The organism is Enterococcus pallens ATCC BAA-351, from assembly GCF_000407485.1.
GTDB classification, from domain to species: Bacteria; Bacillota; Bacilli; order Lactobacillales; family Enterococcaceae; genus Enterococcus_A; species Enterococcus_A pallens.
Window position 1 is genome coordinate 71,443 of the sequence record NZ_ASWD01000007.1, and the last position, 24,449, is coordinate 95,891.

At 40.1% G+C, this 24,449-nt stretch carries 22 protein-coding genes; 11 read left to right on the top strand and 11 right to left on the bottom strand.

Annotated features, from left to right (window positions below):
• The first annotated feature begins 11 nt into the window (after positions 1-11).
• From I588_RS23810 to I588_RS23825, 5 genes are all read left to right on the top strand, one after another.
• Positions 12-668, top strand: a complete 657-nt coding sequence (locus I588_RS23810; protein ID WP_010756053.1) for a hypothetical protein — start codon at positions 12-14, stop codon at positions 666-668.
• A 112-nt stretch (positions 669-780) separates the two neighbouring features.
• Positions 781-1,923: a tyrosine-type recombinase/integrase gene (locus I588_RS23815; protein WP_010756052.1), complete on the top strand. Its 1,143-nt coding sequence runs from the start codon at positions 781-783 to the stop codon at positions 1,921-1,923.
• A 334-nt stretch (positions 1,924-2,257) separates the two neighbouring features.
• Entirely contained in the window at positions 2,258-2,383 is a 126-nt protein-coding gene (locus tag I588_RS28120) for a hypothetical protein (RefSeq protein WP_281169965.1), read from the top strand.
• 191 nt (positions 2,384-2,574) lie between these two features.
• Complete coding sequence (locus I588_RS23820) at positions 2,575-3,456, top strand: DUF3737 family protein (RefSeq protein WP_010756051.1); 882 nt, start codon at positions 2,575-2,577, stop codon at positions 3,454-3,456.
• A 29-nt stretch (positions 3,457-3,485) separates the two neighbouring features.
• Positions 3,486-5,237 (top strand): 1-deoxy-D-xylulose-5-phosphate synthase, encoded by a 1,752-nt coding sequence (locus I588_RS23825; protein WP_010756050.1) that lies wholly within the window; start codon positions 3,486-3,488, stop codon positions 5,235-5,237.
• 106 nt (positions 5,238-5,343) lie between these two features.
• Here the strand turns inward: I588_RS23825 and I588_RS23830 are convergent, their stop codons facing one another.
• From I588_RS23830 to I588_RS23845, 4 genes are all read right to left on the bottom strand, one after another.
• Positions 5,344-5,748, bottom strand: coding sequence for a MerR family transcriptional regulator (locus tag I588_RS23830; protein ID WP_010756049.1), 405 nt, complete (start codon positions 5,746-5,748; stop codon positions 5,344-5,346).
• Positions 5,749-5,820: 72 nt separating this feature from the next.
• Positions 5,821-6,984, bottom strand: a complete 1,164-nt coding sequence (locus I588_RS23835; protein WP_010756048.1) for a MalY/PatB family protein — start codon at positions 6,982-6,984, stop codon at positions 5,821-5,823.
• A 484-nt stretch (positions 6,985-7,468) separates the two neighbouring features.
• Positions 7,469-8,479 (bottom strand): DUF2922 family protein, encoded by a 1,011-nt coding sequence (locus I588_RS26625; RefSeq protein WP_010756047.1) that lies wholly within the window; start codon positions 8,477-8,479, stop codon positions 7,469-7,471.
• A 955-nt stretch (positions 8,480-9,434) separates the two neighbouring features.
• Positions 9,435-10,505, bottom strand: a complete 1,071-nt coding sequence (locus I588_RS23845) for an FAD:protein FMN transferase (protein ID WP_034692434.1) — start codon at positions 10,503-10,505, stop codon at positions 9,435-9,437.
• A 108-nt stretch (positions 10,506-10,613) separates the two neighbouring features.
• Here I588_RS23845 and I588_RS23850 point away from each other — a divergent pair, with 108 nt between their 5' ends.
• The 4 genes from I588_RS23850 to I588_RS23865 all read left to right on the top strand — a co-directional run bounded on the left by I588_RS23850 (position 10,614) and on the right by I588_RS23865 (position 13,685).
• Positions 10,614-10,997: a NusG domain II-containing protein gene (locus I588_RS23850; protein ID WP_051130051.1), complete on the top strand. Its 384-nt coding sequence runs from the start codon at positions 10,614-10,616 to the stop codon at positions 10,995-10,997.
• 16 nt (positions 10,998-11,013) lie between these two features.
• Positions 11,014-11,556: a Gx transporter family protein gene (locus I588_RS23855; protein ID WP_010756045.1), complete on the top strand. Its 543-nt coding sequence runs from the start codon at positions 11,014-11,016 to the stop codon at positions 11,554-11,556.
• 225 nt (positions 11,557-11,781) lie between these two features.
• A complete protein-coding gene (locus I588_RS23860) occupies positions 11,782-12,492 on the top strand; it encodes a TraX family protein (RefSeq protein WP_010756044.1) in 711 nt (236 codons plus the stop codon).
• 8 nt (positions 12,493-12,500) lie between these two features.
• Complete coding sequence (locus tag I588_RS23865) at positions 12,501-13,685, top strand: M15 family metallopeptidase (RefSeq protein WP_010756043.1); 1,185 nt, start codon at positions 12,501-12,503, stop codon at positions 13,683-13,685.
• 49 nt (positions 13,686-13,734) lie between these two features.
• On the opposite strand, the gene I588_RS23870 is transcribed toward I588_RS23865, so the two are convergent.
• The 6 genes from I588_RS23870 to I588_RS23890 all read right to left on the bottom strand — a co-directional run bounded on the left by I588_RS23870 (position 13,735) and on the right by I588_RS23890 (position 19,856).
• On the bottom strand, positions 13,735-14,793 hold the full coding sequence (locus I588_RS23870) for a Gfo/Idh/MocA family protein (protein ID WP_010756042.1): 1,059 nt from the start codon (positions 14,791-14,793) through the stop codon (positions 13,735-13,737).
• A gap of 11 nt (positions 14,794-14,804) precedes the next feature.
• On the bottom strand, positions 14,805-15,773 hold the full coding sequence (locus tag I588_RS23875; RefSeq protein WP_010756041.1) for a sugar phosphate isomerase/epimerase family protein: 969 nt from the start codon (positions 15,771-15,773) through the stop codon (positions 14,805-14,807).
• Positions 15,774-15,785: 12 nt separating this feature from the next.
• Complete coding sequence (locus I588_RS23880) at positions 15,786-16,859, bottom strand: Gfo/Idh/MocA family protein (protein ID WP_010756040.1); 1,074 nt, start codon at positions 16,857-16,859, stop codon at positions 15,786-15,788.
• A 184-nt stretch (positions 16,860-17,043) separates the two neighbouring features.
• The gene (locus I588_RS27955; RefSeq protein ID WP_010756039.1) at positions 17,044-17,217 is read right to left on the bottom strand and encodes a hypothetical protein; all 174 of its coding nucleotides are present in this window, start codon (positions 17,215-17,217) and stop codon (positions 17,044-17,046) included.
• Positions 17,218-18,573 (bottom strand): carbohydrate ABC transporter permease, encoded by a 1,356-nt coding sequence (locus I588_RS23885; RefSeq protein WP_010756038.1) that lies wholly within the window; start codon positions 18,571-18,573, stop codon positions 17,218-17,220.
• Between the two features lie 56 nt (positions 18,574-18,629).
• Positions 18,630-19,856 (bottom strand): extracellular solute-binding protein, encoded by a 1,227-nt coding sequence (locus tag I588_RS23890; RefSeq protein WP_010756037.1) that lies wholly within the window; start codon positions 19,854-19,856, stop codon positions 18,630-18,632.
• A gap of 204 nt (positions 19,857-20,060) precedes the next feature.
• Between I588_RS23890 and I588_RS23895 the strand changes: the two genes are divergently transcribed.
• Both I588_RS23895 and nox read left to right on the top strand, forming a co-directional pair.
• On the top strand, positions 20,061-21,050 hold the full coding sequence (locus I588_RS23895) for a LacI family DNA-binding transcriptional regulator (protein ID WP_010756036.1): 990 nt from the start codon (positions 20,061-20,063) through the stop codon (positions 21,048-21,050).
• A gap of 511 nt (positions 21,051-21,561) precedes the next feature.
• Positions 21,562-22,896, top strand: a complete 1,335-nt coding sequence (gene nox, locus I588_RS23900) for a H2O-forming NADH oxidase (RefSeq protein ID WP_010756035.1) — start codon at positions 21,562-21,564, stop codon at positions 22,894-22,896.
• A gap of 80 nt (positions 22,897-22,976) precedes the next feature.
• Here nox and I588_RS23905 read toward each other — a convergent pair whose 3' ends face one another.
• A complete protein-coding gene (locus tag I588_RS23905; RefSeq protein ID WP_425387101.1) occupies positions 22,977-24,302 on the bottom strand; it encodes a citrate/2-methylcitrate synthase in 1,326 nt (441 codons plus the stop codon).
• Between the last annotated feature and the right edge of the window lie 147 nt (positions 24,303-24,449).

The following is a 24,449-nucleotide window of genomic DNA, read 5'->3' on the forward strand; positions in this document are numbered from 1 at the left end:
GAGGAATCTAAATGAAAAGAATTTTTACCTTGTTGCTATGTTTTACAGTACTATTAGCGCTTAGTGGTTGTACTTCTGGGAAAAGCAAACGTATTGCCGATTCCACAGATAGTCAAAAATCACTCCATACTGAGAGTAAAACTAAGAAATCGAAAAGAAGTGAAACGAAGGCGTCAAAAAGTAAAAAATATTCTACTTCCGATACCATCGAATCCTTAGAGGTAGATACTCAATCTAGAAATAATGTATCTCAGAAAAATGAGGTTCCTAGTGAATCAGATATCGCACCACAAGTAGAAAGTGCACCACCTAGAAATCAAAACGGTTCTCCGTCGGCACCAGAACCATCGAAGCAAGCGGAAAACTATGTTGAACAACAAACTCCAGAACAACCTTCAATCAACGAGTCTGAACAAAAAATCCAGAATATAGATACTTATTTTGCAACGGCAAAACAAAATGCTATTGCTAGAAAAAGGGATCAGGTAAACACATGGAAAGCCAATGGTGAGGTTGAATGGAGTGATGAAATTATATCCTCAGGGTTAAATGATTTCGCCAACTCATTAGGAGATTCTTCATATTATCATATGCTTTCGTATGAAGAGGCGGTAAGTAAAATAGATAGTGATATGCAACTTTACCATGATATAAAAATGATTAAGTAAAATAAGATAAATAAACACGATCCTACCCCGGGAAGAGTCTGATCGTGCTGTGCATAAACCAGTAGGCTTATTACATTGCCTATTGTATCAAAGAAGGCAGGTTGATTCAATCATGGCTAAATTTGAGCAATACAAACTAAAAAACGGTCAGAAAAGATGGAAGTTTCAGGCTTATCTAGGTATTAATCCTGAGACCGGAAAACCAGATAAAACAACACGAAGGAATTTTAAAACAGAACGAGAAGCTAAGCTGGCATTGGCACGCTTACAAACTGAATATGAACAGAACCTTCACAAAAAAGATAAACCAAAAACTTATCATGATGTATATGATTTATGGATAACTGAATATGAAAAGACGGTACGAGGTTCCACACTCTTAAAGACTAAAAGAATATTCAAGAACCATGTACTGAAGGAACTTGGAGATATTTTCATTACTGAAATCACCCCTATTCGTCTTCAAGAATTAATGGATAAATGGTCAAAAAAGTATTCTACCTCATCAAAAATGATGAACTACACTGGACTAGTCTTCAAATATGCTATTCGTTTCGGAATGATTGAAACTAATCCTGTTGAGTCAATTCGGAAACCTAAGAATAGACGAAAAGCTAAAGACGAAGAAGCATTTTACGATAAAAATCAGTTGAAGGAATTTCTTAAAGTTCTATACAAGCAACCTAACTTAAAAGCGCAAGCTTTCTTTCGACTTCTAGCAATGACCGGTATGCGTAAACAAGAAATAGGAGCGCTAGAATGGAAGGATGTTGACTTTGAAGCAAAGACAGTTAATATCAATAAAGCGGTAACTCGTACTGAGGCTGGACTTGAAATCGATGATACAAAGAATGCGGGTTCAAGAAGGATCATTTCAATCGATCAAGGAACCTTAGATAAACTAATAGAGTGGAAAGAAGTAATTAATCCTCCCTCTGATGACTGGCTTATTTTTGGACATTCTGAGGCGAATAATCCCCACGACATTATGAGTTTAGACACCTCACGAAAATGGTTATTAAGTGTTCAAGATGAAATGGATAAGAAAAAGGAGACTTCATTTCCACGTATCAGTGTTCATGGCTTCAGACACACACAAGCTAGTTTGCTCTTAGAAATGGGAGCTTCATTAAAAGAGGTTCAATATAGATTAGGCCATGAGGATATTCAAACTACTATGAATATATACGCTCATGTTTCAAAATTAGCAAAAGAAAAACTTGCTGAGGACTTCAATAAATTCGTAGATTTTTGATCACATGGCATTCAAGATGGCATTCAATTCTCATATATTATTGATATAGAGCGATTTAATCGACTCCCGCCGTCTCCATCACTTTAAAAGCAAAATCCTTTTGGGTTTTGCTTTTTTGTTTGCTCAAAAATCACCCCTCCGAAACGTGTATTCACTAGTTCCTCACTTCTCTCCGCATTTTTTTAGCTTTTTATTAAAAAACAGTAACTTCGATAAATGCTACTCTTTTTACAGTATCTGAAAATAGCCGTTAAACTTTTTTACTTCTAAGTCTTGACTTGACCTCAGGGTGAAGGTCTATGCTTTGGATACAGCTTTTAAAGGAGCGATCTGTTTGAAGAAAAATAGCAGCTTATTAATTTCAATTTTGACGATTGGTGTACTCGGGATTATGAATACCGAGATGGGAATTATCGGTATTTTGCCGCTAATCGCTGAAAATTTCACTGTTGAGGATTAGCATTTCACTTGCTACTGAAGGGCATGGTTCGGTCTATTTTGGAGCTGAAGCACTTTGCCCAGAAAGAATAATTCCAACAAGCTGTATTATTGCAACCCGGCTCTATCCATCAAGAGTGGCGACAGTTGCATACGCATTAGTGCAGAAGCTGAAAAAATCCCAATAATTAGAAAAAGAAAATGAGGAGAATTATGAAAACTACTATTGATCAACAACATCTAACTGGAGAACGGGCATTATTTGGAAGTAATGGCCTGACCATTAAAAATTCTGTCTTTGAAAATGGTGAATCACCGTTAAAAGAAAGTCGTAATCTTGATATTAGCGACAGCATTTTCCGCTGGAAATACCCTTTATGGTATTGTGAAAATGTTGACGTTACAGACACCACCCTTTTAGAAACGGCTCGCTCAGGAATCTGGTACACCAACAATATTGCAATTAAAGACAGCATAATCCAAGCACCAAAAACCTTTCGTCGGGGTAAGGACATCCGTTTAACCAATGTCCATCTGCCTAAAGCGGAAGAAACCTTCTGGAACTGCGAAAACATTACCTTAAACAAGGTACAAGCGGAAGGAAATTACTTTGCTATGAACAGCAAAAACATCACTGCTCACGATTTTTCTCTCAGTGGAAACTATGCCTTTGACGGAGCATCCAACCTTGAAATCCATCATTCCAAATTAATTTCAAAGGATGCCTTTTGGAATTGTCAGGATGTGACTGTTTATGATTCCGTGATCATTGGCGAATATTTAGGCTGGAATTCCACTAACCTGCGTTTTATTAACTGCTATATTGAGAGTGAACAAGGCCTATGCTACGTGAAAAATCTAGTGATTGAACATGGAAAAATCGTCAATACTGATTTAGCATTGGAGTATTCGACAATCGATGTTAAGGTTTCCACTACTATTGACAGTGTAAAAAATCCGATTTCCGGTCATATCCAAGCCAAAAATATCGGCGAATTAATTATGGAAGCCAGTGAAATCGATCCGGAAAAAACTCGAATTTGTCTGACCGATGCCTGTACAAAAGTACCAGCATTGGCTGCACCAATCCGATAGATGCAAAATAAAGGAGCGCAAACAACCGAATGAACATTTTGTCACGAATTAATGGTCCCCAAGAATTGAAAAACTTAAACCCACAGGAGCTTGTAGCTTTAGCTGACGAGCTTCGCGCAGCCGTCTTGAATCGAGTCAGTAAAGTTGGTGGCCATGTTGGTCCCAACCTCGGCATTACTGAACTGACTATCGCCTTTCATTACGTTTTTCAATCACCGGTAGATAAAATAATTTGGGATGTCTCCCACCAATCCTATCCTCATAAAATTCTCACTGGGCGTAAAAACGCTTATTTAGAGGAAGATGCGTTTGATGACATCTCTGGGTATACGTCGCAGGATGAAAGTGCTCATGATTTCTTTAAAATCGGCCACACTTCAACATCCATCAGCTTAGCAGTTGGATTAGCCAAGGCGCGTGACTTGAAACAAGAAAAAGGGAATGTGGTTGCTTTAATCGGAGATGGTTCTCTCAGCGGCGGTTTAGCCTTTGAAGGACTCAACAACGGAGCAGAATTGAACTCTAACCTCATTGTTGTGTTAAATGATAATGAAATGTCGATTGATGAGAATTTCGGCGGACTGTACTGTAATTTAACTGAGCTGCGGAAAACCAATGGCAAATCTCCCAATAATTTATTTAAAAGTATGGGCTTTGATTACCAATATGTAGAACAAGGTAATAATGTAGCTGCGATGATCAAAGCCTTTGAAGCCGTTAAAGATATTGACCACCCGATTGTACTGCACGTTCATACAGAAAAAGGACATGGTTATTCACCAGCTGTTGAAGAGAAAGGCCTGTTCCACTGGCGTCCTCCCTTCGATTTAACAACCGGCGAAAGTCTGTCTCCTAACAGTCAGCCAACCTATAGTGGACTAATCGTTGAAGAACTATTGAAAAAAATAGCCAGCGGAACTAAGGATTTAGTCGCAATTAATGCAGCAATTCCAGGGATGTTTGATCTGGCACCTCTTAAAGCACAACAGCCAACGCATTATTTTGATGTGGGGATTGCAGAAGGGCATTCAATTAGTTTTGCAGCTGGATTAGCGAAAAATGGTATTCGACCCGTATTGTTCCATTCTAGTTATTTCCTGCCGCGGGCTTACGATCAGCTGTCCCATGACTTAGCGATTAACCAGCTGCCAGCAGTAATTATTGTAGGAAACGGACACCTAACAGAAAGTGACATTACTCATCAAGGTATTTTTGATATTCCCATGATTAACAGCATACCTAATCTTAAATACTTGGCACCAAGCAGTAAAGAAGAAGTGTTGTCGATGCTCGATTGGGCTTTGCTTCAAACAGAAGGACCCGTAGCTATTCGCTTACCGGCTGGGCCAGTCGTTTCTCGACCAGCAGCCTATCAGGATTATTCGCAGCCTCACTATGAAGTCCGTCATCAAGGACAGGCAGCTGCCATTCTGGCCTTAGGGAATTTCATTTCCTTAGGCGAGTCGGTACGCCAACAACTAGAAAAGCTCCTGGGAGTCTCCCCTACTTTGATCAATCCGCTGACGATTACAGAGCTGGACCAGGATTGTTTGGCGCAGCTAAAAGCAAATCATTCAATTGTTATCACTTTAGAAGATGGCAGTTTAACCGGTGGTTTTGGAGAAAAAGTAGCCGCTTATTATGGTGATTCTTCCATGAAGGTTTTAAATTTTGGCGCCTTAAAGGAGTTTACAGATAATGTAGCGATGGAGGAATTAGTGGATCGTTATCAGTTGAGTCCAGAAGTAATTGCAGCAAAGGTACTAGAGGCGATTAAATAACAAGTAGCAAAATAAAGCCGAATGACTGAGCCTCTCTCTTAATCAATAGAGGTCTAGTCATTCGGCTGTTTAATGATTGTTAAACTAATCTTCGTTACTTATTGATTTAGCTCATCGCTTCTTTTGTCGTCCAATCGGGCAGTCGTTTTTCTGCTTCCTGGAACTTACCATTTTCATAATCTTCAATTTTACCATTTAGGCGTTGAATCGTCGCACCAATTTCTTCGTACTTAGCTACCAGCTGATTTCGCTCTTCCTGCAGCAGGCGTTTGCGTTCTTCCAAGGTAGCATCCCCCTGCTGATACAACGTTGTATATTCAATTAATGATTCTACCGAGAGTCCTGAGCTGCGCATGCACTTGATAAATTCAATCCAGTTTAAATCTTCCTGCTGAAAATCTCTGACCCCACCGTTTTTTCTAGTGACCGGAGGAATCAGCCCCACTCGTTCATAGTAACGTAACGTGACCGCTGTAACACCCATTAATTTTGCAGCTTCTGATATGTTCATCTGCTTCACCTCAAGCTCTTTCTACTTATACTATAGCATGTATTTTAACTTCTAACGACTTTCTCAAAAGCTTCACTGACTTTTAAATCCCTGCACTCCCTGAAAAAGGCGGTTCAGACCATCCTCCACTTTTCCTTTAGTTGTAGCATAATTTAATCGGATAAAGGCCTGACTATTCGATCCAAAAACGGCCCCAGTCGTTACATATAATCCGGTTTTTTCCCGAATAAACTGACATAATTCCTCGGTATTCTCGGTCAACTGTGAACAATCTAACCATGCCAGATACGTGGCTTCGCTGGAAATCACTTTAATTTCTGGCAACTGTTCAGTAACAAAAGCTTCGACTAACTGACGGTTTTCATAAAGATAGTGATTCAGCTCAGTCAGCCAAGTCTCCCCTTCATTGAACGCCGCGATTGCAGCCTGAATCGCAAAGCTGTTCGGTTCCGCTACTTCATCTGTATTGATTCCTCGATTAACCAGCTTGCGTAATTTTTCATTTTTCACGACAATTGCCGCTGTCTGCAGCCCCGCGATATTAAACGCCTTGGTGGGAGCACAGCACATAATCACATTTTCTGTTACCTCAGTGGAAGCCGCATAAAAGGGATGATACTGTTTTCCTGGAAAGGTCAAATCACAATGGATTTCATCACTAATAACCACCACTCCATGCTTCAAGCACAATTGCCCCACCTTTTCTAAAACGGCTGGTGCCCAAATTTTCCCAATCGGATTATGAGGGTTGCAGAAAATCAGTAACGATGTATTCTCGTGGGCCAGCTTATTCTCCAAGTCAGCAAAATCAATAACATACCGACCAGCTTCATATTGGAGATCACTGGATAAAACTATACGGTGATTATTCACAATTGAATGATAAAAAATATTGTACACTGGTGAAAAAATCAGTACCTGATCACCGACCTTGGTCAACTTACGTACAATAGAAGAAATCGCTGGAACTACACCTGTACAATACATAATCCAGTCTTCTTGAAGCGTAACACCGTGCCGCCGCTTCCACCAATTGGCAATCGCTCGGTTAAACGTCGGCGGTACCGTGTTGTAACCAAATACACCATGGGCTGCTCGCTGATTAATCGCAGCAATTATTGCCGGTGCTGTTTGAAAATCCATGTCTGCCACCCACATCGGCAGTTCATCTTTTGCAATATCCCACTTATACGAATGGGTATCAAAGCGATCAATTGCCTGATCAAAAGTTGCCATAGAAAGCCTCCTTGTTCTCCGTGATTTCAGATCAAGTATAGACCTTAACCTTAACTTTAAGTCAAGGGAAAATAAAAAAGCTGTTTATCATTTTCAGACAAACAACTCATTTAGCAGAAAGCTCTTGGTATTTCTATTTAATGCGCGCCAAAAACAACCCTCTGCCTTTTTAGCAAGACGGTTGTAAAGTGTTGAAACTATGGATACGGATTTCAGCTAGTAAAAATTGCCCACACAGCAACTTACACGCCTAAAAAGAATTTTTCATCGATCAATCGCTATCCCAGCATATTTCTAAGCCGTAACATGTCGAGAAAGTGGTTTACATGAGCAAATGATCCATGTTAGCTGAGCTTCTCCAGCCGATTAACTGCAGGAATTGCTAGGTTTAGGGAAACTTTTGCAAACCTGTTAAGCTTCAGAGCATCGCCTTTGTTCTGTTCTTCATCAGCTTAAAGAAAGCACCCTTTTTGGACGCAGCAAACTACCGATTCTTTTTGCTCCGTTTTTTCTTGCGTGATCCGGTATTTCCCTGCTGGCTTTTCAGACATTCCAGTTGAGAACTGCTTTCCTTAGAAGACGCACGCAAATCTTCGATGTTTAAATTCGTCAAGACCGTTCCCTTTGGCAGTTGCGCGGTGACAAAAGCCCTCAGCTCCTGATCGCTCATCGCTGCTACCGCTTCTTCTGGCAGCAAGATTTCCATCAACCCTTGGTCATGCGCGCTTTTTGGTGGTGTGATCACGGGTCGATTCATAGATGTATGCTGTTTTAAAGTGATTTGTGATTGGCTATTTTTAGGTTTTGCGGCGGCTAAGACTTCACTTAATTGCATCGCTTGGACTGCCGGATTTAAAAGTATGTTAGGCGCTTGCTGGACAGCTGATTTGCCAACAGTCTTTGGTACTTTTATGGCAGATTTAGCTGTGACAACTGGATTCACCACAGTTTTTAGCTTTTGATCAGCTGGGGTCATTGCCGAAGAAGAGGATTGTACTTGATCAATCATCGCTTCAAAGGACTTTTTAGGTACTTGAACCGGATCAATCACAGATTGCGGCGATTTGATTGTTGCTTTATTGGTTTGGACAGTCTCTACTGCTGGTTTAGCTGTAGTAACTGTTTCTTTGATGGTTTTCATTGCGGACTTAACCGGAGCTATCACCCTTTGAGCAGCTTCCCCTATTGAAGATTCCGCAGATTCAAGGGATTTGGTGGCCGTTCTTGACGAAACAAACTGCTTCGTTTGCGTTGCTTTAAGTCCAGCTTTGCCTTTGCTAAAATCAAACAGTGGACGTTCAATGGTTTCAACGAATTTCTCGCTGATAACTTTAGTGAACAGACGAACACCGTCTTTTTCAAATAAATACAAATTTGCCATCGCTTCTAAAGCAGCCCGGATTTCTGCTGCTGGTTTATTGGGATCAGGATTTTTAAAGGTCCAGTTCTGACGACTGCCATCACTATTTTCAAAAGTTGCTACTAAACTTAACATATCTCTTTTCTCTCTTTCACTTAGCTTTATAATTACGGTTTCATTCATCAGAATCTTGCAAAAGTCAAAAATGACATCTGGATCTTTTGGATTCTGATTTTCATGTATCGACGCCTATAGAGTATCGAAACATGAAAAGGCTGTCAATAGGTTATTTTCAAAAAAAGAAGCCACCTGTGAAAAAGAGCGCCAGATTAGTTTTTTGGAGAAGGATATTTTTTTCAAGTTCCGATAGAGTTTAACTCCTTGAAAGACGAAAATACCAAAAATTGTTAAGTACAAGGCTATTTCTCTCATTTAATCTTATACCTAGTATTTTCGCCTTTACCTGTAGGATCACCATACTAATTATACATCGTTATTTTTCCAAGTGTTTCCAATTTGTTTTCAATATTTCAAAAGTATAGTCTATTCCATTTACTTTAGACTATCCTTGAAATTTTTAAATGATTAGTATCAGCATTTTCCCTACTTAAACTCTTCGTTATTATTCTGTTAACTCAACCGAGATTTCCCGTTACACTGCTCCAAAGCCTGTGCTAAGTCAATCAAATCATTCCTATTAAATATTAAGGTAAGGACTGTTTTGAATGCTTTCGCAGTTTCCATATTAACTAACATTACACGAAAAATTTGCTTACCAACAGTAATTACTAAATGGTTTATAGCTGTTCGTTTCTTATTTTCGATTACTTGACTAGTCATCGCTGTTTCGGCACTGAAAGAAAGTTCATCTGGCTACCCCTTTTTTCATACTGTCAACGTTATTTTATTGATTGTTTTCCTACATATTTCTGCATCCGCTGAACAGCAAGATCAATTTATTTACTTGTCTTATCATCTTTCCACTTAGCCTTAAAGTAAAGTTAATAGAAAAAGCTTTTTCGACAGGAGCTTTTCATCCTTAGAAAACCAACCAAAATAGAGGAAGAGGTGCCTTGCGACACTTCCTCCTCTATTCCAGTTTTTGTCGATCCCCCATTGTATAATCAACATCCTTTGCCAGCTGAAAGTTTCCTTCCAGCCCCTTTGTTACATAAACCTGATTGTCCTTGCTAACAAAAATGGCATCCGTATTCTCATCGGTTTCTTTTTCGACATAGTTCAGTCCCGCCTTGATACCTTTGCTATAAACTAAGGTTGACAGAGCATCTCCATCAATCGATTGGTTGGTGATAATCGATACACTGGCTAGGTCATTATCGTAGGGATAGCCGGTAGTGGAATCAAAAATATGGTGATATACTTGATCGTCTACCTCCAGCTTGCGTTCATAAATCCCTGATGTCACAATAGTTTGATCAGTGGTACGAAGGGTTCCAATTGTTACGCCCCGTGCCAAATTAGGGTCCTGAACCCCCACTGACCAAAGTCCATCCTCCTGATTAGGATTCTTCCCCAGCACATAAATATTGCCACCTAAATCCAGGATAGCCGAGGTCACGCCTTCTTGCTTTAAGGTTTTCACCACCTCATCAGTAATATACCCTTTGGCAATTGCTCCTAAATCAATTTGCATACCGGCTTCCTTAAAAAAGATAGTCCGTGCTTCATCTGAAAAGATGACCTTGCGATAATCGACTTTCTTTACAGCAGCATCAATTTCTGACTGCTCTGGCTTGCGGGCATCTTCACGGCCAATACGCCACAATTGGGTAATAGCACCAATCGTATAATTGAAACCTCCCACCGATTCTTCACTATAATCAGCAGCCTTTTTAATCAGTTGATAGACCTCTGAGGAGACCTTGACCGGATGAATTCCAGCCAGCTCATTGATGTGTTCTATTTCTGAGGTATGCTCTTCTGAGTCAGTAGTCAGCTTCTTTTCTAATTGATTAATCCGTCGAAAGGCTGGCTTCAGTGCGCCCTCTTTGCCTTCATCATAAACCCGAATCCGAATATACGTGCCTAGCGAAAAACTTTCCTTTGAATAAGGCTCTTCCCGTAAACCGTCCTGTCGACTGCAGCCAGCTAAAAAAAACATGCATAGCAATAGGCTGAGCAAACTGCTCCTTCTTTTCATTTCCTTCACCTTTTGTTTTCTATTCTCGTTTTACTTATGATACAGTAAAAGTATAACTTACTCTGAGAAGAAAAAGCAGCTTTTTACTTAGAAAAGGAGGCGACAGCCATCAAGCGAAACCATTTTTTTGATAAAAGTTTATGGCGGCCCTGGGATGGCATTATCATCGGACTGCTGCTAGTCGGTTCTTTGCTTCCTTTATTGTTTTTTTCTATTTATCAAAAACAAACCGCAGCCAACAGTCTGGAAGCTGTTCTGCGCATTGATGGTGAAGAGATTCGCCGCTTTAATCTGGTTGTGGATCAAAAGACGTTTACCTATCGATACGAGGACACAGATGGTGATTACAATATCATTGAAATAACCGACCAGAAAATCCGGGTAAGGGAGGCCAGCTGCCGCGATCAAGTCTGTGTCCGCCGCGGATGGATTGAAAAAAAGGGAGACACAATTGTCTGCCTGCCCCATAAACTAGTGATTGAAATTGTCTAGCAGAAAGGAGCTCAGCATGGCAAAAACTAAAAAAACGCTCTTTATTTCATTACTGGTAGCCCAAGGAGTTGTTTTAGGGCTGCTGGAAAATATGCTTCCGTATCCCTTTGCTTTTGCACCGGGAGCTAAGCTGGGATTAGCCAATCTGATCACAGTCATCTCCTTATTCACCATGCGCAACCGAGACAGCTTTTTCTTGGTTTGGCTGCGGCTGCTGCTGACCACCTTGCTGGGGGGAACCGTTTCAACGTTTCTTTACAGTGCCAGCGGAGCCATGCTCAGCTACGCCGGAATGCTAGGAGTGAAAAAGCTAGGGCCTCAACGAGTCAGCATTATTGGGATTAGCGCTGCCGGCGGCTTTTTGCACAATATTGGACAGCTGATTGTTGCGGCTATGATTGCACAATCCTGGTCAGTCATGCTCTACCTGCCAGTCCTCTCGTTTTTAGGTGTTTTATCTGGCATTTTTATTGGTATGGCTGCAAATTACTTGCTGCAGCGGGTTAAAACCTTGCAGGAGTTTCAACTGGCTTATGAACGAAGAAATCTTACTAAATAACATCAAAACATTAGAAAAAAAGAAAGAATCAGTGCTTTAAAGCAGGATTCTTTCTTTTTTTTGGCGCATTCTATATCATTTCCTTTAATCATTGTTTAAGCAAAATACGGTAATTGTTCTATTGTTTTCAAAACATTTGGCCGCTACTATGACAAATACTATTTTTTGAGTGGCCAAATGCTCAAGATTCAGAGGTGCCAATAACTAATGAAGGAGTATTGACCGATGGAACATGCTGTATCCCATAAATTTGATTTATCCGCCAACTTTCTTAAGTATTTGGCAATCGCTGCAATGTTTTTAGATCATTTCGCCAGTGTCTTTATTCCTAGCGACCAACCAATTTGGTTCGTTCTGCGGCTTTTCGGTCGTTTATGTGCGCCGATTATGTGTTACTTCGTGGCTGAAGGTGAGTTTTTTACCTCGAATCGAAAAAAATATTTACAACGCTTAGTCCTTTTTGCTTTGCTGGCACATTTTCCCTATGTCATTTATTTTAATCTACCGCTGTTTGGCGCCACTAGCGTCCTATGGGGACTAGCGCTTGGATTAATGGCCTTAATTTTCGTCAAACACTCCCCTGCTAATCTCGGGATAAAGATTGCTTTTGTAGGATTATGCTGCTTGCTAGCTATTTGGGCAGATTGGAATTTCGTTTCTGTACTTTGGATTCTTGGTTTTGGACTATTTCGCGGCCGCTTCAAAAAACAAATGCTTAGTTTTCTGCTGATAGGACTCGTCTTTCATTTATATCCACTGTTGCGGGATTACGGAACAGCTGATTTATATCAAATCGGAATCGTGCTGGCTATTCCGGTGTTGGCCTTGTATCATGGAAGAAAAGGACGCGGCGGCAAATGGATGAAATGGGGCTTTTACTTATTTTACCCAGGACATTTACTCCTGCTTGAGCTGCTAAAAATAATGATCAGATAGGAGGCAACATGAAATCAATTGCATTACTAGTTACTACTGGCGTTCTATTATTGACAATGGCCGGTTGTCAGCAAAACAACGAAACTTCTGAATCCGGTAGTAGTCCAACAACTGAAACAGCTGTTCCCTCTAAAGAGTCATCTTCGATTAGTCAGGAGACTGCTTCCTCCTCTGCTTCAACCGAGGAAACTCCAGAGCTTACGGGTGAAGTTTACCAGGGACAATACGAATTGCCACTGCAGGGGGCAACTGGTTATGTCTCTATCACCCTGCCGTTGAGAGAAGCCAATACTATTCAAGGCACTGAGCTGAGACGTTTAGAGCCAGGAACTGGTTTTACCATTTTAAAGGAAGATAACGGCTGGCTGCAGGTAAAAGTTGAGGGCCAAACGGGGTGGCTGGATAGTAATTATTGTATGGTGAATTTGCCGGATTTGATTCCTTCGATCCAATACAATATCACGAATAATACTAAGTCATTATTCACTTCCTCTGGACACACTATCCCTAATGTTACTGGACAGATGTTGTATGAAAGCCGAGATTTAAATGACCGGTTGGGTAAGGAAGAATACATTGTACCCGTCTTATACAATATGGCTGGAAAAATTATGCAAGCTCAAACAGCGGCCTTGTCGGAGGGCAACACCTTAGTCATTTATGAAGGTTTCCGCCCATTACCGGTACAATTAAATGTTGCCAATCAGCTGATGCAACTGGCTCAAGCGACACCAGAAGTCATGGCAGGCATCGCTTCACAGCCCTGGCAAATTGATTGGTTCATTTCTACTAAAGTTTCTAACCACCAAGTAGGCTATGCAATTGATGTAACGGTTGCCAAAATTGACACGTCCAAGCAGAAAAAAGTTGGCAAGTATTTAATCACGGAGGTAGAAACCTCCACTGAGTATCCGATGCACACAGCTATGCACGAATTGAGTGCGCAATCAGCGATTTACACTCAGCCAGTGGCCTCCAATGATCGTACCGCATGGCAAAGTGCCGTTGTAAATCCTAATAACAGCGGCAATGTTGCCTTACTCCAGCACTACCTAATCACTATCGGCGGATTAACGCCATTGGCTTCGGAATGGTGGCATTTCAACGATCTTGATGCCTTAGATGCTTTACAAAATCAAAAAGGAAACGGCGATTTTGTATTATCTTCTACCTACAGCGAAATACCAGAATAATCATTACAGGGAGATAAACCAGTTGGCTTATCTCCCTGTTTCTGTTGCATTAGACTACCTGTAATTCTTTTGCCGCCTTGGTCTCCGCCAGCAAAATACAATCAATCAGCTCCATCACCCTGTGTACCTCATGATTTTTCACAATCGGCTCTGCTTGATGACGAACTACTTCATAAAAATTACGATAGAAGGACACATATTCAGCTTTAGGCTTTGTAAACGGTAGCTTAACAGTTGAATCCTCAGAAGGTGGTGCCATGGTCTTCGTTAACCCGACACCAGCTTGGATCGGCTGCGGTGCGGACAAGTTCTCATTTTTTGAAGCAACGACCATTTCGCCAGACAAATCCCAATCCTCAATTTTGGCCGTGCCTTCAGTTCCTTTCACATACCAACGCGGTAATTTCGTGTAGTTAGTAGTGCCTACCTCCACTACAGCCCGTAACCCATTTTCAAAAGTAAGGACACAGCTAAAGCCATCATCCACTTCATCACCTAAAATATAGCTCAAATCAGCGGATACTTTTTGGATTGGATGATCTACTAAAAATAATAATTGGTCAAAAAGATGAACCCCCCAGTCCAACACCATTCCACCGCCATGAGCCTTCAAGTGACGCCAATCACCAGGAATTCCATTGGCCCCCTGTACCCGCGATTCAATTTGAAAGATGTCACCCATTTTCCGATTTTTGTACAGTTCACGAATAATGAGAAAATCCGGGTCCCAGCGACGATTTTGATGCACCATAAAGATGCAATCGGTCTCTTGAGCAACCGCCAGTATTTCATCAAATTCTTCTGTTGTCAACGTCACCGGTTTTTCACAAACCACATGTTTCCCAGCTTGTAAAGCCTGAATTGCTAATTCTTTGTGCACATCGTTAGGAGTGGCAATTAGTACCGCTTCAACTTGCCTATCTAATAATACCGCTTCATAACTAGGATAAAGTATATGTCCATTTTCTGCGGAAACAGCTTGGCGTTCCTCAGACACATCATAGGTTCCGATCACTTGAACGCGTTCTTGATCTTTTGGCATGATAGTATGCACATGATAGCTGCCCATACCGCCATACCCGATAACCGCAAAATTGATTGGTTTCATTTATTTCCTCCTTATGCCCACCACATATCGGCCGGCTGATCCTTGATTATAATGCTTTTTAAGTTTGTAACTGCTCGCGTTAGACCTTCGTCGATCGACATAATTGGGTCTTCATGCTCGATACTTAATACATAATCGTAGCCATACAAACGCAATGCCGAAATAATATCTGACCAAACCTTCAAGTCGTGGCCACAGCCAACGGTCCGGAAAGTCCATGCTCTAGTTTGTACATTGTTATATGGCTGCATATCTGTTAAACCGTACATATTGATATTGTCTTGATCCAAGTAGGTATCTTTGGCATGGAAATGATGGATGGCGCCTTCTTTACCCAGAATTTTGACCGCGGCTACTGGATCAATCCCCTGCCACCACAAGTGACTTGGATCTAAATTACAACCGATTGCTTTTCCCGTTGCTTCCCGCAGCTTCAACATCGTATAAGGCGTATGACATAAGAAACCACCATGCAATTCGATCCCTATTTTTACACCTGCAGCTTCAGCAATCGTATTGATTTCTTGCCAGTAAGGAATTAGCTTTTGTTCCCATTGATAATTATAATTGTCATCATAAGCAGTCGGCCACGGCAATACCGGCCAGTTTACCTGCGTGTCAGATGGATTGCCGCCGGAAACACCTGAGAAACCATTGACTACAGAAACATTCATTAAGCTTGCTAGCTTAATCGTTTTCTGTAACAGTTCATCGGCCTCCTGAGCAGTTTCTTTAACCGGTGATATCGGATTATGGTGACAGCTCAAAGCAGAAATACTCAATCCTTTATCAGCTAATTTTGCCAAATATTCCTGACGCGCTTCCTTGCTGTTTAACAGCTTGTCAATATCCAAATGAGCATTTCCTGGCGATCCGCCTGTTCCAATCTCAACAGTCTGTAAACCTTGTTTTGCTACCGCATCAATCATTTCCTCAAAGCTTAAATTGTTAAATAGTGGGGTAAATACACCTAATTTCATCGCTTGTTCCTCCTATAAAAAGACTGGCTGACCAGTGGTTGATGATTCGTAAATGGCCTCTAATATTTCTGTTACGACTAGCGCCTGCTTCGGCTTCACTACCGGCTCTTGATCTTCTAAAATTGCAGTAATCCAAGACTGAGCCTCTGTCAACGCCGGGTCGTCTCCTTCACCATCGTAAAAATCCACGCCGCCTGTTTCTAATTCGATTTTCTTTTCAAACAATAAACTGTGATCTTCACCATTTAAGGTCAATCCGGCATTCATATCTGCTCCACCTTTAGTTCCACAAAGTGTCGTCTTAGCTTCCTTTACATCTAAGCTGTTTAAAGCCCAGCTAGATTCTAAGAAGATACTGGCTCCATTCTCCATCACAATAAAACCAAAAGCTGAATCCTCCACCTTGAACTTTTCTGGGTTCCATGATCCCCAGGCATTAGCCGCATTCTCCGTATCAGCTAGCTTATGGTACGCTTTACCGACTACATATTTTGGCTGATAATTATTCATCATCCACAAAGTCAAATCCAAGGCATGTGTACCAATATCAATTAGCGGCCCACCGCCCTGCGCTTCTTCATCAAGGAAAACACCCCATGTAGGAACTGCTCGACGACGAATCGCATGCGCTTTACCAAAATAGATATCTCCTAATGCGCCTTCTTGACAAACCTCTTGCAAATATCGTGAATCTGTCCGGAAACGGTTTTGGTAGCCAATAGTCAATTTTTTGCCGGTTCTTTCGGCTGCTTCGATCATCTGCTTCGCCTCAGCCGAGGTTTTTGCCATGGGTTTCTCGCACATTACATGACAATCTGCCTCTAAAGCGGCAATCGTTAATTCTGCATGAGAAGAGTTAGGGGTGCATACATGTACTACATCCAATGACATTTCTGCCAGCATTTCCTTGTAATTAGTAAATACCTTAGCATCCTCGGTTCCAAAGATTACCTGTGCATTAACTGCACGTTCCAAAATAACATCGCAGAAAGCTACTAACTCGACTTCCTTAATCTGCTCTAAAGCCGGAAGATGCTTCCCTTTAGCAATTCCGCCACACCCAATAATTCCAATTTTTAGCTTCATAAGTCCCTCCATACTCTTTATTTATCTATAGTATAGTGAAACTATCCCAGGATTTCTTCCTTTATTCCTAACCAAAAGTTCCCGAATTTTGCGCTTTTTTACCTGATACTAAAAGCTTAATATTCTCCAAAAAAAAATTAAGATAACAAAAAACCAGCATCTTTCGTAAGACACTGGAATAAAACTACTGATTTATTTGTTTCTGGAATTGCTTTGGAATAATATACGAAACAAATTGACCACCCTCTGCTCGAAACGAGGTCAAAAAGATCCAGAGAATCGGGAAGACCCAGATCGCTGCCAAAAAAATCAGCGCTGCATAAATCACTATCTTTGAGCTTTTGCGATTTTTTTCCATTTATAACGCCCCTTCTTTTTTGTATGATCCTGACCGAGTATACGCAAATAGTGAAAAGACTGCACTAAGCACAAACGTGATAATTCCGATAACAGAAGCAATGTTGTAGTCCGCCACCTCAACTGTCAGCTTGTATAACCAAGTAACCAATAAATCAGTTTCTCCAGCATTATAGAAATCACTGTTTAATGGACCGCCACCTGTCAGCAGATAAATCACATTGAAATTATTAATGTTGCCGATAAACTGTTGAATTAGACTTGGTGCCATAACAAATAAAATTTGCGGAAAGGTTATATAACGAAAAACCTGAAGTTTATTTGCCCCATCCATGCGAGCTGCCTCAATTTGATCCTCTGGCAAATTCATGATGATACCAGTAGTTACAAGCATGGATACCGGAATACCAATCCACATATTTACTACAATGACTGAGATTTTTGCCATTAATCCGTTAGTTAGAAAAGGAATCGGAGCATTAATCAACTGAAGCTCTTGTAAAAAAGCGTTAATCGGACCTGAAGCATGCAGCATATTCTGCATGATCAATAGCGAAATAAACTGTGGCACTGCCATTGTTAGCACAAACAGGGTTCGAAAAACTTTTTTCCCTTTAATTCCTTTTGAATTTATCAGCAAAGCCAACAGCACTCCAAAAAAGAAACTAGTTGCTGTGGCGCACAAGGCCCAAATTAATGTCCATCCCAGAAGTGGGAAGAACGTCCCAGAAATACGACCACTTAGGACATTACCAAAATTTGCTAAGCCAACCCAGTCAAATAAGCTTTTGGGCGGCAAATGATTGTGATCATAGCTGGTGAAAGCTAACGAAATCATATACATCAATGGCAATACGGTAAAAACAATTACGCCTACCATTGGGATAGACATTAATGTAAGATGGAAACGTTCATCCAGCAACGAACGAACATCCTGCATAAATGTAGGAATTGCTAAATCATGACTTCTTAAGTAGTAAAGCTGTTTCGTACTTTTCAAATTGGTTTTATACAGTAGGATAAAAATGATAAGTGCAATAATAGTAGCAATTCCATAAATCAACAGCAGCATTGAATTGTCACCAGTCACTTGTACATTGATACCAAGCGTTTCATCAAATACCCAGCCTTGCTGATTTGTCCCCAAAGTAACCAAGCCGCGAAGATTATTAATCCCCCTCATAAAAAACCAGACCAGAAAGCCGATCTCACTAATTAAAAACAGCAATCCTTTAATAATTTGTTTATTAGCAAGATTTCCAGCCCCCATAACCACAAAGGCAGCCTTCTCTCCCAGATTGCCATTAGAAAGAATTTGCTTATAAGAGGTTTGCTGCACTCCTTTATTTTCTTCCATTTTTCCACCTCGTTTTAATGATCGCAGGATACCCACAAAAGCATCCTGCGAAGTGCTTAATCTTTAGTTGCTGATGTGTCATCGACTAATTGTGTCAATTTCTTTTCCATTTGATCCTCGGGAATTTTACCTTTGTAGCTGTCACTTATAACTGATAAAGCACCTGGCCAAAAGCTGACCATTTCAGGAATTTTAGGCATCAATTCAGTAAATCCTGGTTGAGCCATTTTTACAACCGTACTTGCTAAAGGATCATTGGCAACTTTTTCAGACTGCTGCAATTCTTTATTGGAAGGAATTGTATTCATTTTTTCGAAGGCTTGCTCCTGTGCAGCTTTACTGGATAGATAACTTGCCAACTCCATTGCTTCTAGTGGATGCTTCGTATTCGCATTCACACTATAAAGTTTCACTCCCAAGAAAGCCTTCATCTGGACCGTTCCATCTCCGAAATCATTTGTTGGATAAGGTGCAATTCCCATGTTATCCCCTAAAATTTCTTCGATATTTTCACGTCCCCATGGCCCACTCACTAAAGCAGCAATTGAGCCGTTTTCCAGTTGACTCATCAAGTCCGCATTAGCTTGAACAACATTCGGATTTTTGCCTTGAGCAGCAATCCATTTTAAGGTGTTTACACCTTTCGCATCATTGAAAGTGGTTCCCGAAGCATCTTCTCCGTCTTCACCGTACAATTTCGAACCGTTTGATACAAAAAATGGAACTGCGAAGTAATCCGCACCCGCCTCTTCAAAATTTAATCCAATTTTTTCTTTAGCGACAATTCCTTCATAGGTTTTAACATCTTCTTCGGTTAATTTAGATTTATCGTAATAAAGCATCATGCTCTCTACACCGTAAGGATAGCCATATAATTTATCTTGGTAAGTGGCACCATTGACAGCTTGTTCGGTATTGTTTTCTTTTACCTCTTCTGCGTATTTCGTATTCTCATAGACAACTCCAGCTTCTACTAACTGTCCAAGCTGATCGTGAGGCATGCTGAAAACATCTGCAGCTGCATCTGGATCTTTTTTGACAAACTCCTGAGCTTTTCCAGTATCAGATTCTACTACTTCAATGGGATAATCAATCCCGTTACTTTCTCTATATTCTTTTACAACATCCTTATAAAAGTCACCCGTACCAGGATCAACCCAAACCTTCAAGTTCACATCGCCAGAATCTGTTTGGCTGCTAGAGCTGTCATTTCCTCCACCGCAACCTGCCAACAGTAACGCAGCAAAAACTGTAACAATACTTAAACCTACTTTTTTCTTCATGGCTATTCTCCTTTGATTTTGATAAAACATGAAAACGATACCTCAACTTTTAACACTAAATATCAGAAGGCGTTTTCTTTATAAATCGAGTATATGTCAATCGTTTTCATATGTCAATCGTTTTCATAATATTTTTTTGTTGCTATATAAGCATTTTAGTCTATAATGAGGTTAAGAATCCATAAAAAATAAGGAGTACATTAGATGGCAAGTATCGAAGATGTAGCTAAAAAAGCCAGAGTTTCAGTTACTACTGTTTCCCGGGCTCTCAACGATCATCCCTATGTGTCAGAAAAAACTAAAAAGAAAATTTACAAGGCTATGGAAGAGTTAAACTACTATCCAAATAACGTTGCTCAACAGTTAAGAGGAAAAGGTTCTAAAATGATTGGTGTGATTATCTCCTACATCACGAATCCTTTTTTTGCTTATCTGGTCGATGCGATCGAAACAACTGCTTTAGAGTTAGGCTATCATTTAGTGGTCATGCAAACTCGAGGCAATCCTGCCATGGAAAAGTTCTATATCGAAATGGTCCAAAAAAAGCAGTTAGATGGCATAATTATGACTAATCTAGAAACTGCTACTAAAGAGGTAACTGCTTTAATTGAAGAAGGGAAAATTGTCCTGTGCAATCGTTACATCGGCGACGAAAAATTACCCGTTATTCACATTGATGAAGCAGAAGCAAGCTACAAAGGAACGGATTATTTAATTAAACAAGGTCACAGTAAAATTGCTTTTTGTACTGGTAATGTGATGAACCCACATGATCATCGCTTCAAAGGATATCTGCAAGCATTGCGAGACAACAACGTAACATTTGATGAAAGCTGGTTCTTCGATGATATTTTAGGCATTGAAGGCGGAAAAAAATTTCTGAGATGGCTGGTGGAACACCCAAAAGCCAAAATAACTGCTGTTTTCTCTAACGGAGATGAAGTTGCAGCTGGAATTATTAGCGAGGCTCGAAAATATCAAGTTAAGGTTCCTGAAGATTTAGCAGTTTTAGGATTTGACGATCAACCAATGGCACTGTTGACTTCACCAGAAATCACTACCATTCGCCAGCCTATTAAAAAAATGGGGGAATACACAACTAAGCTTTTAATCGCTAAGATAGAAAAAAGAGTGCTGTCTTCTGTTGAAAAACCTGAATTGAAAACTGAACTGATTATTCGTGAATCTGTTTAGTGATAATCGCAACAATAAATTAACTATTGTTGCGCTTATTTACGTGCGCTTAATCACGTACTAATGTTTTTATCAAATAAGGTTCAAATTTCAGCTGTAAAAGTGTTTGTTTTTTCTAATAAAAATGAATTTATAGCTTTCTATTCTCATTAGAAACCGATTCTTTCTCAACCTATACAGAAATTTCCGGTATTACCTATTTGCTCTCAATAGAAAAAATAAGGCTTGAAAAGCGATCACAAAGCAGGTTTTCTCCACCCTTTTTCGAAGAAATCAAAAAAAATCAGATTTTTTGATAATTATTCTTAATTAGGACTGAGTTTTCTGGTATAATCTTCTTGAGAACGGTCACATTTATCCACTGATTTGAAAGAAGGAAGGTTGATAAGAGTTCATCGTGCTCAGAAAAAAGGTATTACGCAGTTTTAAACAGCTGCATTTGTTTCTTATCACTACTATTGTGAAGAAACGAGCAAAAATTTTATCTATTATTTGAAGGAGAGGTTTTTTGATGTCTAAAACAGTAATTATTGGAGCTAACCATGCAGGAATCGCTGCAGCAAACACATTGTTGGATACCTACAAAGATCAAGAAGTTGTAATGATCGATCGCAACACTAACTTAAGCTACCTAGGTTGTGGAACCGCACTTTGGGTAGGGCGTCAAATCGATTCTTACGAAGGGTTATTCTACACTAAGAAAGAGGATTTCGAAGCAAAAGGTGCTAAGATTTCCATGGAAACAACCGTTGACCACATTGATTTTGCTAAAAAAGAAGTTCACGCTGTAAAAAAAGATGGCGAAAGCTATGTTGAATCTTACGACAAACTAATTCTTGCTACTGGTTCTGTTCCAATTTCACCAAACGTACCAGGTCGTGACTTGAACAATATTCACTTCCTGAAACGATTCCAAGATGGACAAGCTGTAGACGAAATTCTTTCTAAAGATGAGATTGAAACAGTTGCCGTAATTGGCGCTGGCTACATTGGTGTAGAAATTGCTGAAGCTGCAAAACGTCGCGGTAAAAACGTACTATTATTCGATGCTGCTGGACGTTCCCTGCCAAACTACTACGATAAATGGTTTACTGATGATATGGATAAAGTATTGGCTGATCACGGGATTGAATTACACTTTAATGAGCTTGCTCGTGAATATAAAGGTACAGATAAGGTTGAAGCGATTGTCACTGACAAAGGTGAATACCCAGTTGACTTAGTAATCAACGCTATCGGATTCCTGCCAAACAACGAACTTGGTAAAGACCATTTGGAATTATTTGCCAATGGCGCTTATTTAGTTGATCTTCATCAAAAAACTAGCGATGATTCTGTTTACGCTGTGGGTGATTGTGCAACTATTTACTCTAATGCATTAAAGAAAACAACGTATATTGCTTTAGCAACGAATGCTGTTCGTTCTGGAATTGTAGCAGCTCACAATATCGGTGGCACTCCTTTAGAATCTACTGGTGTTCAAGGTTCAAACGGTATTTCAATCTTTGGCTACAACATGGTTTCAACTGGGGTCTCAGTGGAAGCTGCTGAGAAAAATGGCATGAAGGTGAAATATACTGATTTCCAAGATTCTCAAAAACCTGGTTTCATGAAAGAAAATGACGACGTTAAGATTCGAATTGTTTATGAAGAGGACTCTCGTCGTGTAGTTGGTGCGCAATTAGCCTCTACTACTGCTGAAATTGCTATGGGTATCCATATGTTCTCATTGGCAATTGAAGAAGGCGTAACGATTGATAAGATGAAATTACTAGATATTTTCTTCCTGCCTCACTTCAATCAACCTTACAACTACATTACTATGGCAGCATTAAGCGCTGAATAATTAGTAAAGTAAACAAAAGAGCGATCTGTTCAAAAACGAACGGACCGCTCTTTTTTATTATTTTAACCTATCATAACCCTTTATCGATCGCTAATTGGCGTATAATCTAATTCTGATGAAACTTCCATATAAGCTGGACGAATAATTTTTTGGGCATTTACCAGCTCCTCGATTCGGTGAGCAGACCACCCGACAATTCTGGCAATCGCAAACATCGGTGTATAGAGTTCTTGTGGTAAATCTAACATGTGGTACACAAATCCACTGAAGAAATCGATATTAGCACTAACACCTTTATAAACCTTACGTCGTTTAGAGATAACCTCTGGAGCAATACGCTCTACCCTGCGATAAAGATTGAAATCTGCCTCGGCACAAGCTCCTTTTTCACTTGCTAGCTTCTCAACGTAACGCTTGAATACCTCTGCTCGAGGATCAGATTCGGCATAAATTGCATGTCCCATACCATAAATCAATCCCTGTTTGTCGAATACTTCCTTACTTAAAATCTTTTCTAAGTAAGCTGCAATTTCCTCATCATCCTCTGGATCTTTAAGGTTATTCTTCAAATCATCCATCATTTGCGTTACTTTAATATTCGCCCCACCATGTTTAGGCCCTTTTAATGAACCTAAAGCAGCTGCAATGGTTGAATATGTATCCGTTCCACTTGAGGTGACCACTCGTGTCGTAAAGGTTGAATTGTTACCGCCACCGTGTTCCATATGTAGAACAAGCGCCATATCTAAAGTCTGCGCTTCTTGGAAGGTATACTTCTTATCTGGACGAAGCATTGTTAAAATAGCTTCAGCTGTACTCAACGAAGCATCTGGGCGGTGAATGTACATACTTTCCCCTTTTGCATAGTGATTGTATGCATGATACGAGTACACTGCAATCATCGGGAATATACTGATCAAGGACAAGCTTTGGTCCAAAACATTTTCGATACTGATATCATCGGTTTTTTTGTCATAACATCCCAATGTAAGAATACTGCGGGACATCATATTCATAATATTGTGAGACGGAGCTTTCATAATAACATCCCGAACAAAGTTTGTTGGGAGTGTTCGTCTTTTAGCGATTGTCTCAGTAAAGTCATCTAATTGTTTCTTAGTTGGCAGTTCGCCAAATAATAACAAGTAACTAACTTCCTCAAACCCTAAACGTGCTTCAGAAACAAAACCCTTCACCAAGTCATTCACGTCAATTCCGCGATAGCGTAGTTCTCCACGATTAGAAATTACTTCATCACCGACCATTTTTTGTGGATGTATCGTGGATATATTGGTCAAACCAGCCAATACTCCCTTGCCATCTAAGTCACGCAATCCCTTTTTCACATTATGTTTCGTGAATAAGGAAGCATCTAAATAATCCTTTTGGCGGCATACCTCCGCCATTAATTCTAAATCTAACATGTTGATGTCCTCCTAACTTCCCGTTTTCTGTGTTTTGCATTCAAGAAACATTATAACACCATTATTTTAAAATGAAATAGTTTTAATAAAGACATTTACTTTCTTTTTCTTTCTTCGTATAATATACCA

What these genes read in the sequence shown, in the direction of transcription:
- I588_RS23855 (WP_010756045.1), top strand. Translation starts at nt 11,014, where the DNA reads ATGGCAAAAACTAAAAAAACGCTCTTTATTTCATTACTGGTAGCCCAA.
- I588_RS23865 (WP_010756043.1), top strand. Translation starts at nt 12,501, where the DNA reads ATGAAATCAATTGCATTACTAGTTACTACTGGCGTTCTATTATTGACA.
- I588_RS23825 (WP_010756050.1), top strand. Translation starts at nt 3,486, where the DNA reads ATGAACATTTTGTCACGAATTAATGGTCCCCAAGAATTGAAAAACTTA.
- I588_RS23810 (WP_010756053.1), top strand. Translation starts at nt 12, where the DNA reads ATGAAAAGAATTTTTACCTTGTTGCTATGTTTTACAGTACTATTAGCG.
- I588_RS23830 (WP_010756049.1), bottom strand. Translation starts at nt 5,748, where the DNA reads ATGAACATATCAGAAGCTGCAAAATTAATGGGTGTTACAGCGGTCACG.
- I588_RS27955 (WP_010756039.1), bottom strand. Translation starts at nt 17,217, where the DNA reads ATGGAAAAAAATCGCAAAAGCTCAAAGATAGTGATTTATGCAGCGCTG.
- I588_RS23820 (WP_010756051.1), top strand. Translation starts at nt 2,575, where the DNA reads ATGAAAACTACTATTGATCAACAACATCTAACTGGAGAACGGGCATTA.
- I588_RS23895 (WP_010756036.1), top strand. Translation starts at nt 20,061, where the DNA reads ATGGCAAGTATCGAAGATGTAGCTAAAAAAGCCAGAGTTTCAGTTACT.
- I588_RS23885 (WP_010756038.1), bottom strand. Translation starts at nt 18,573, where the DNA reads ATGGAAGAAAATAAAGGAGTGCAGCAAACCTCTTATAAGCAAATTCTT.
- I588_RS26625 (WP_010756047.1), bottom strand. Translation starts at nt 8,479, where the DNA reads ATGTTAAGTTTAGTAGCAACTTTTGAAAATAGTGATGGCAGTCGTCAG.
- nox (WP_010756035.1), top strand. Translation starts at nt 21,562, where the DNA reads ATGTCTAAAACAGTAATTATTGGAGCTAACCATGCAGGAATCGCTGCA.
- I588_RS23890 (WP_010756037.1), bottom strand. Translation starts at nt 19,856, where the DNA reads ATGAAGAAAAAAGTAGGTTTAAGTATTGTTACAGTTTTTGCTGCGTTA.
- I588_RS23905 (WP_425387101.1), bottom strand. Translation starts at nt 24,302, where the DNA reads ATGGCGGAGGTATGCCGCCAAAAGGATTATTTAGATGCTTCCTTATTC.
- I588_RS23815 (WP_010756052.1), top strand. Translation starts at nt 781, where the DNA reads ATGGCTAAATTTGAGCAATACAAACTAAAAAACGGTCAGAAAAGATGG.
- I588_RS23880 (WP_010756040.1), bottom strand. Translation starts at nt 16,859, where the DNA reads ATGAAGCTAAAAATTGGAATTATTGGGTGTGGCGGAATTGCTAAAGGG.
- I588_RS23835 (WP_010756048.1), bottom strand. Translation starts at nt 6,984, where the DNA reads ATGGCAACTTTTGATCAGGCAATTGATCGCTTTGATACCCATTCGTAT.
- I588_RS23860 (WP_010756044.1), top strand. Translation starts at nt 11,782, where the DNA reads ATGGAACATGCTGTATCCCATAAATTTGATTTATCCGCCAACTTTCTT.
- I588_RS23845 (WP_034692434.1), bottom strand. Translation starts at nt 10,505, where the DNA reads ATGAAAAGAAGGAGCAGTTTGCTCAGCCTATTGCTATGCATGTTTTTT.
- I588_RS23870 (WP_010756042.1), bottom strand. Translation starts at nt 14,793, where the DNA reads ATGAAACCAATCAATTTTGCGGTTATCGGGTATGGCGGTATGGGCAGC.
- I588_RS23875 (WP_010756041.1), bottom strand. Translation starts at nt 15,773, where the DNA reads ATGAAATTAGGTGTATTTACCCCACTATTTAACAATTTAAGCTTTGAG.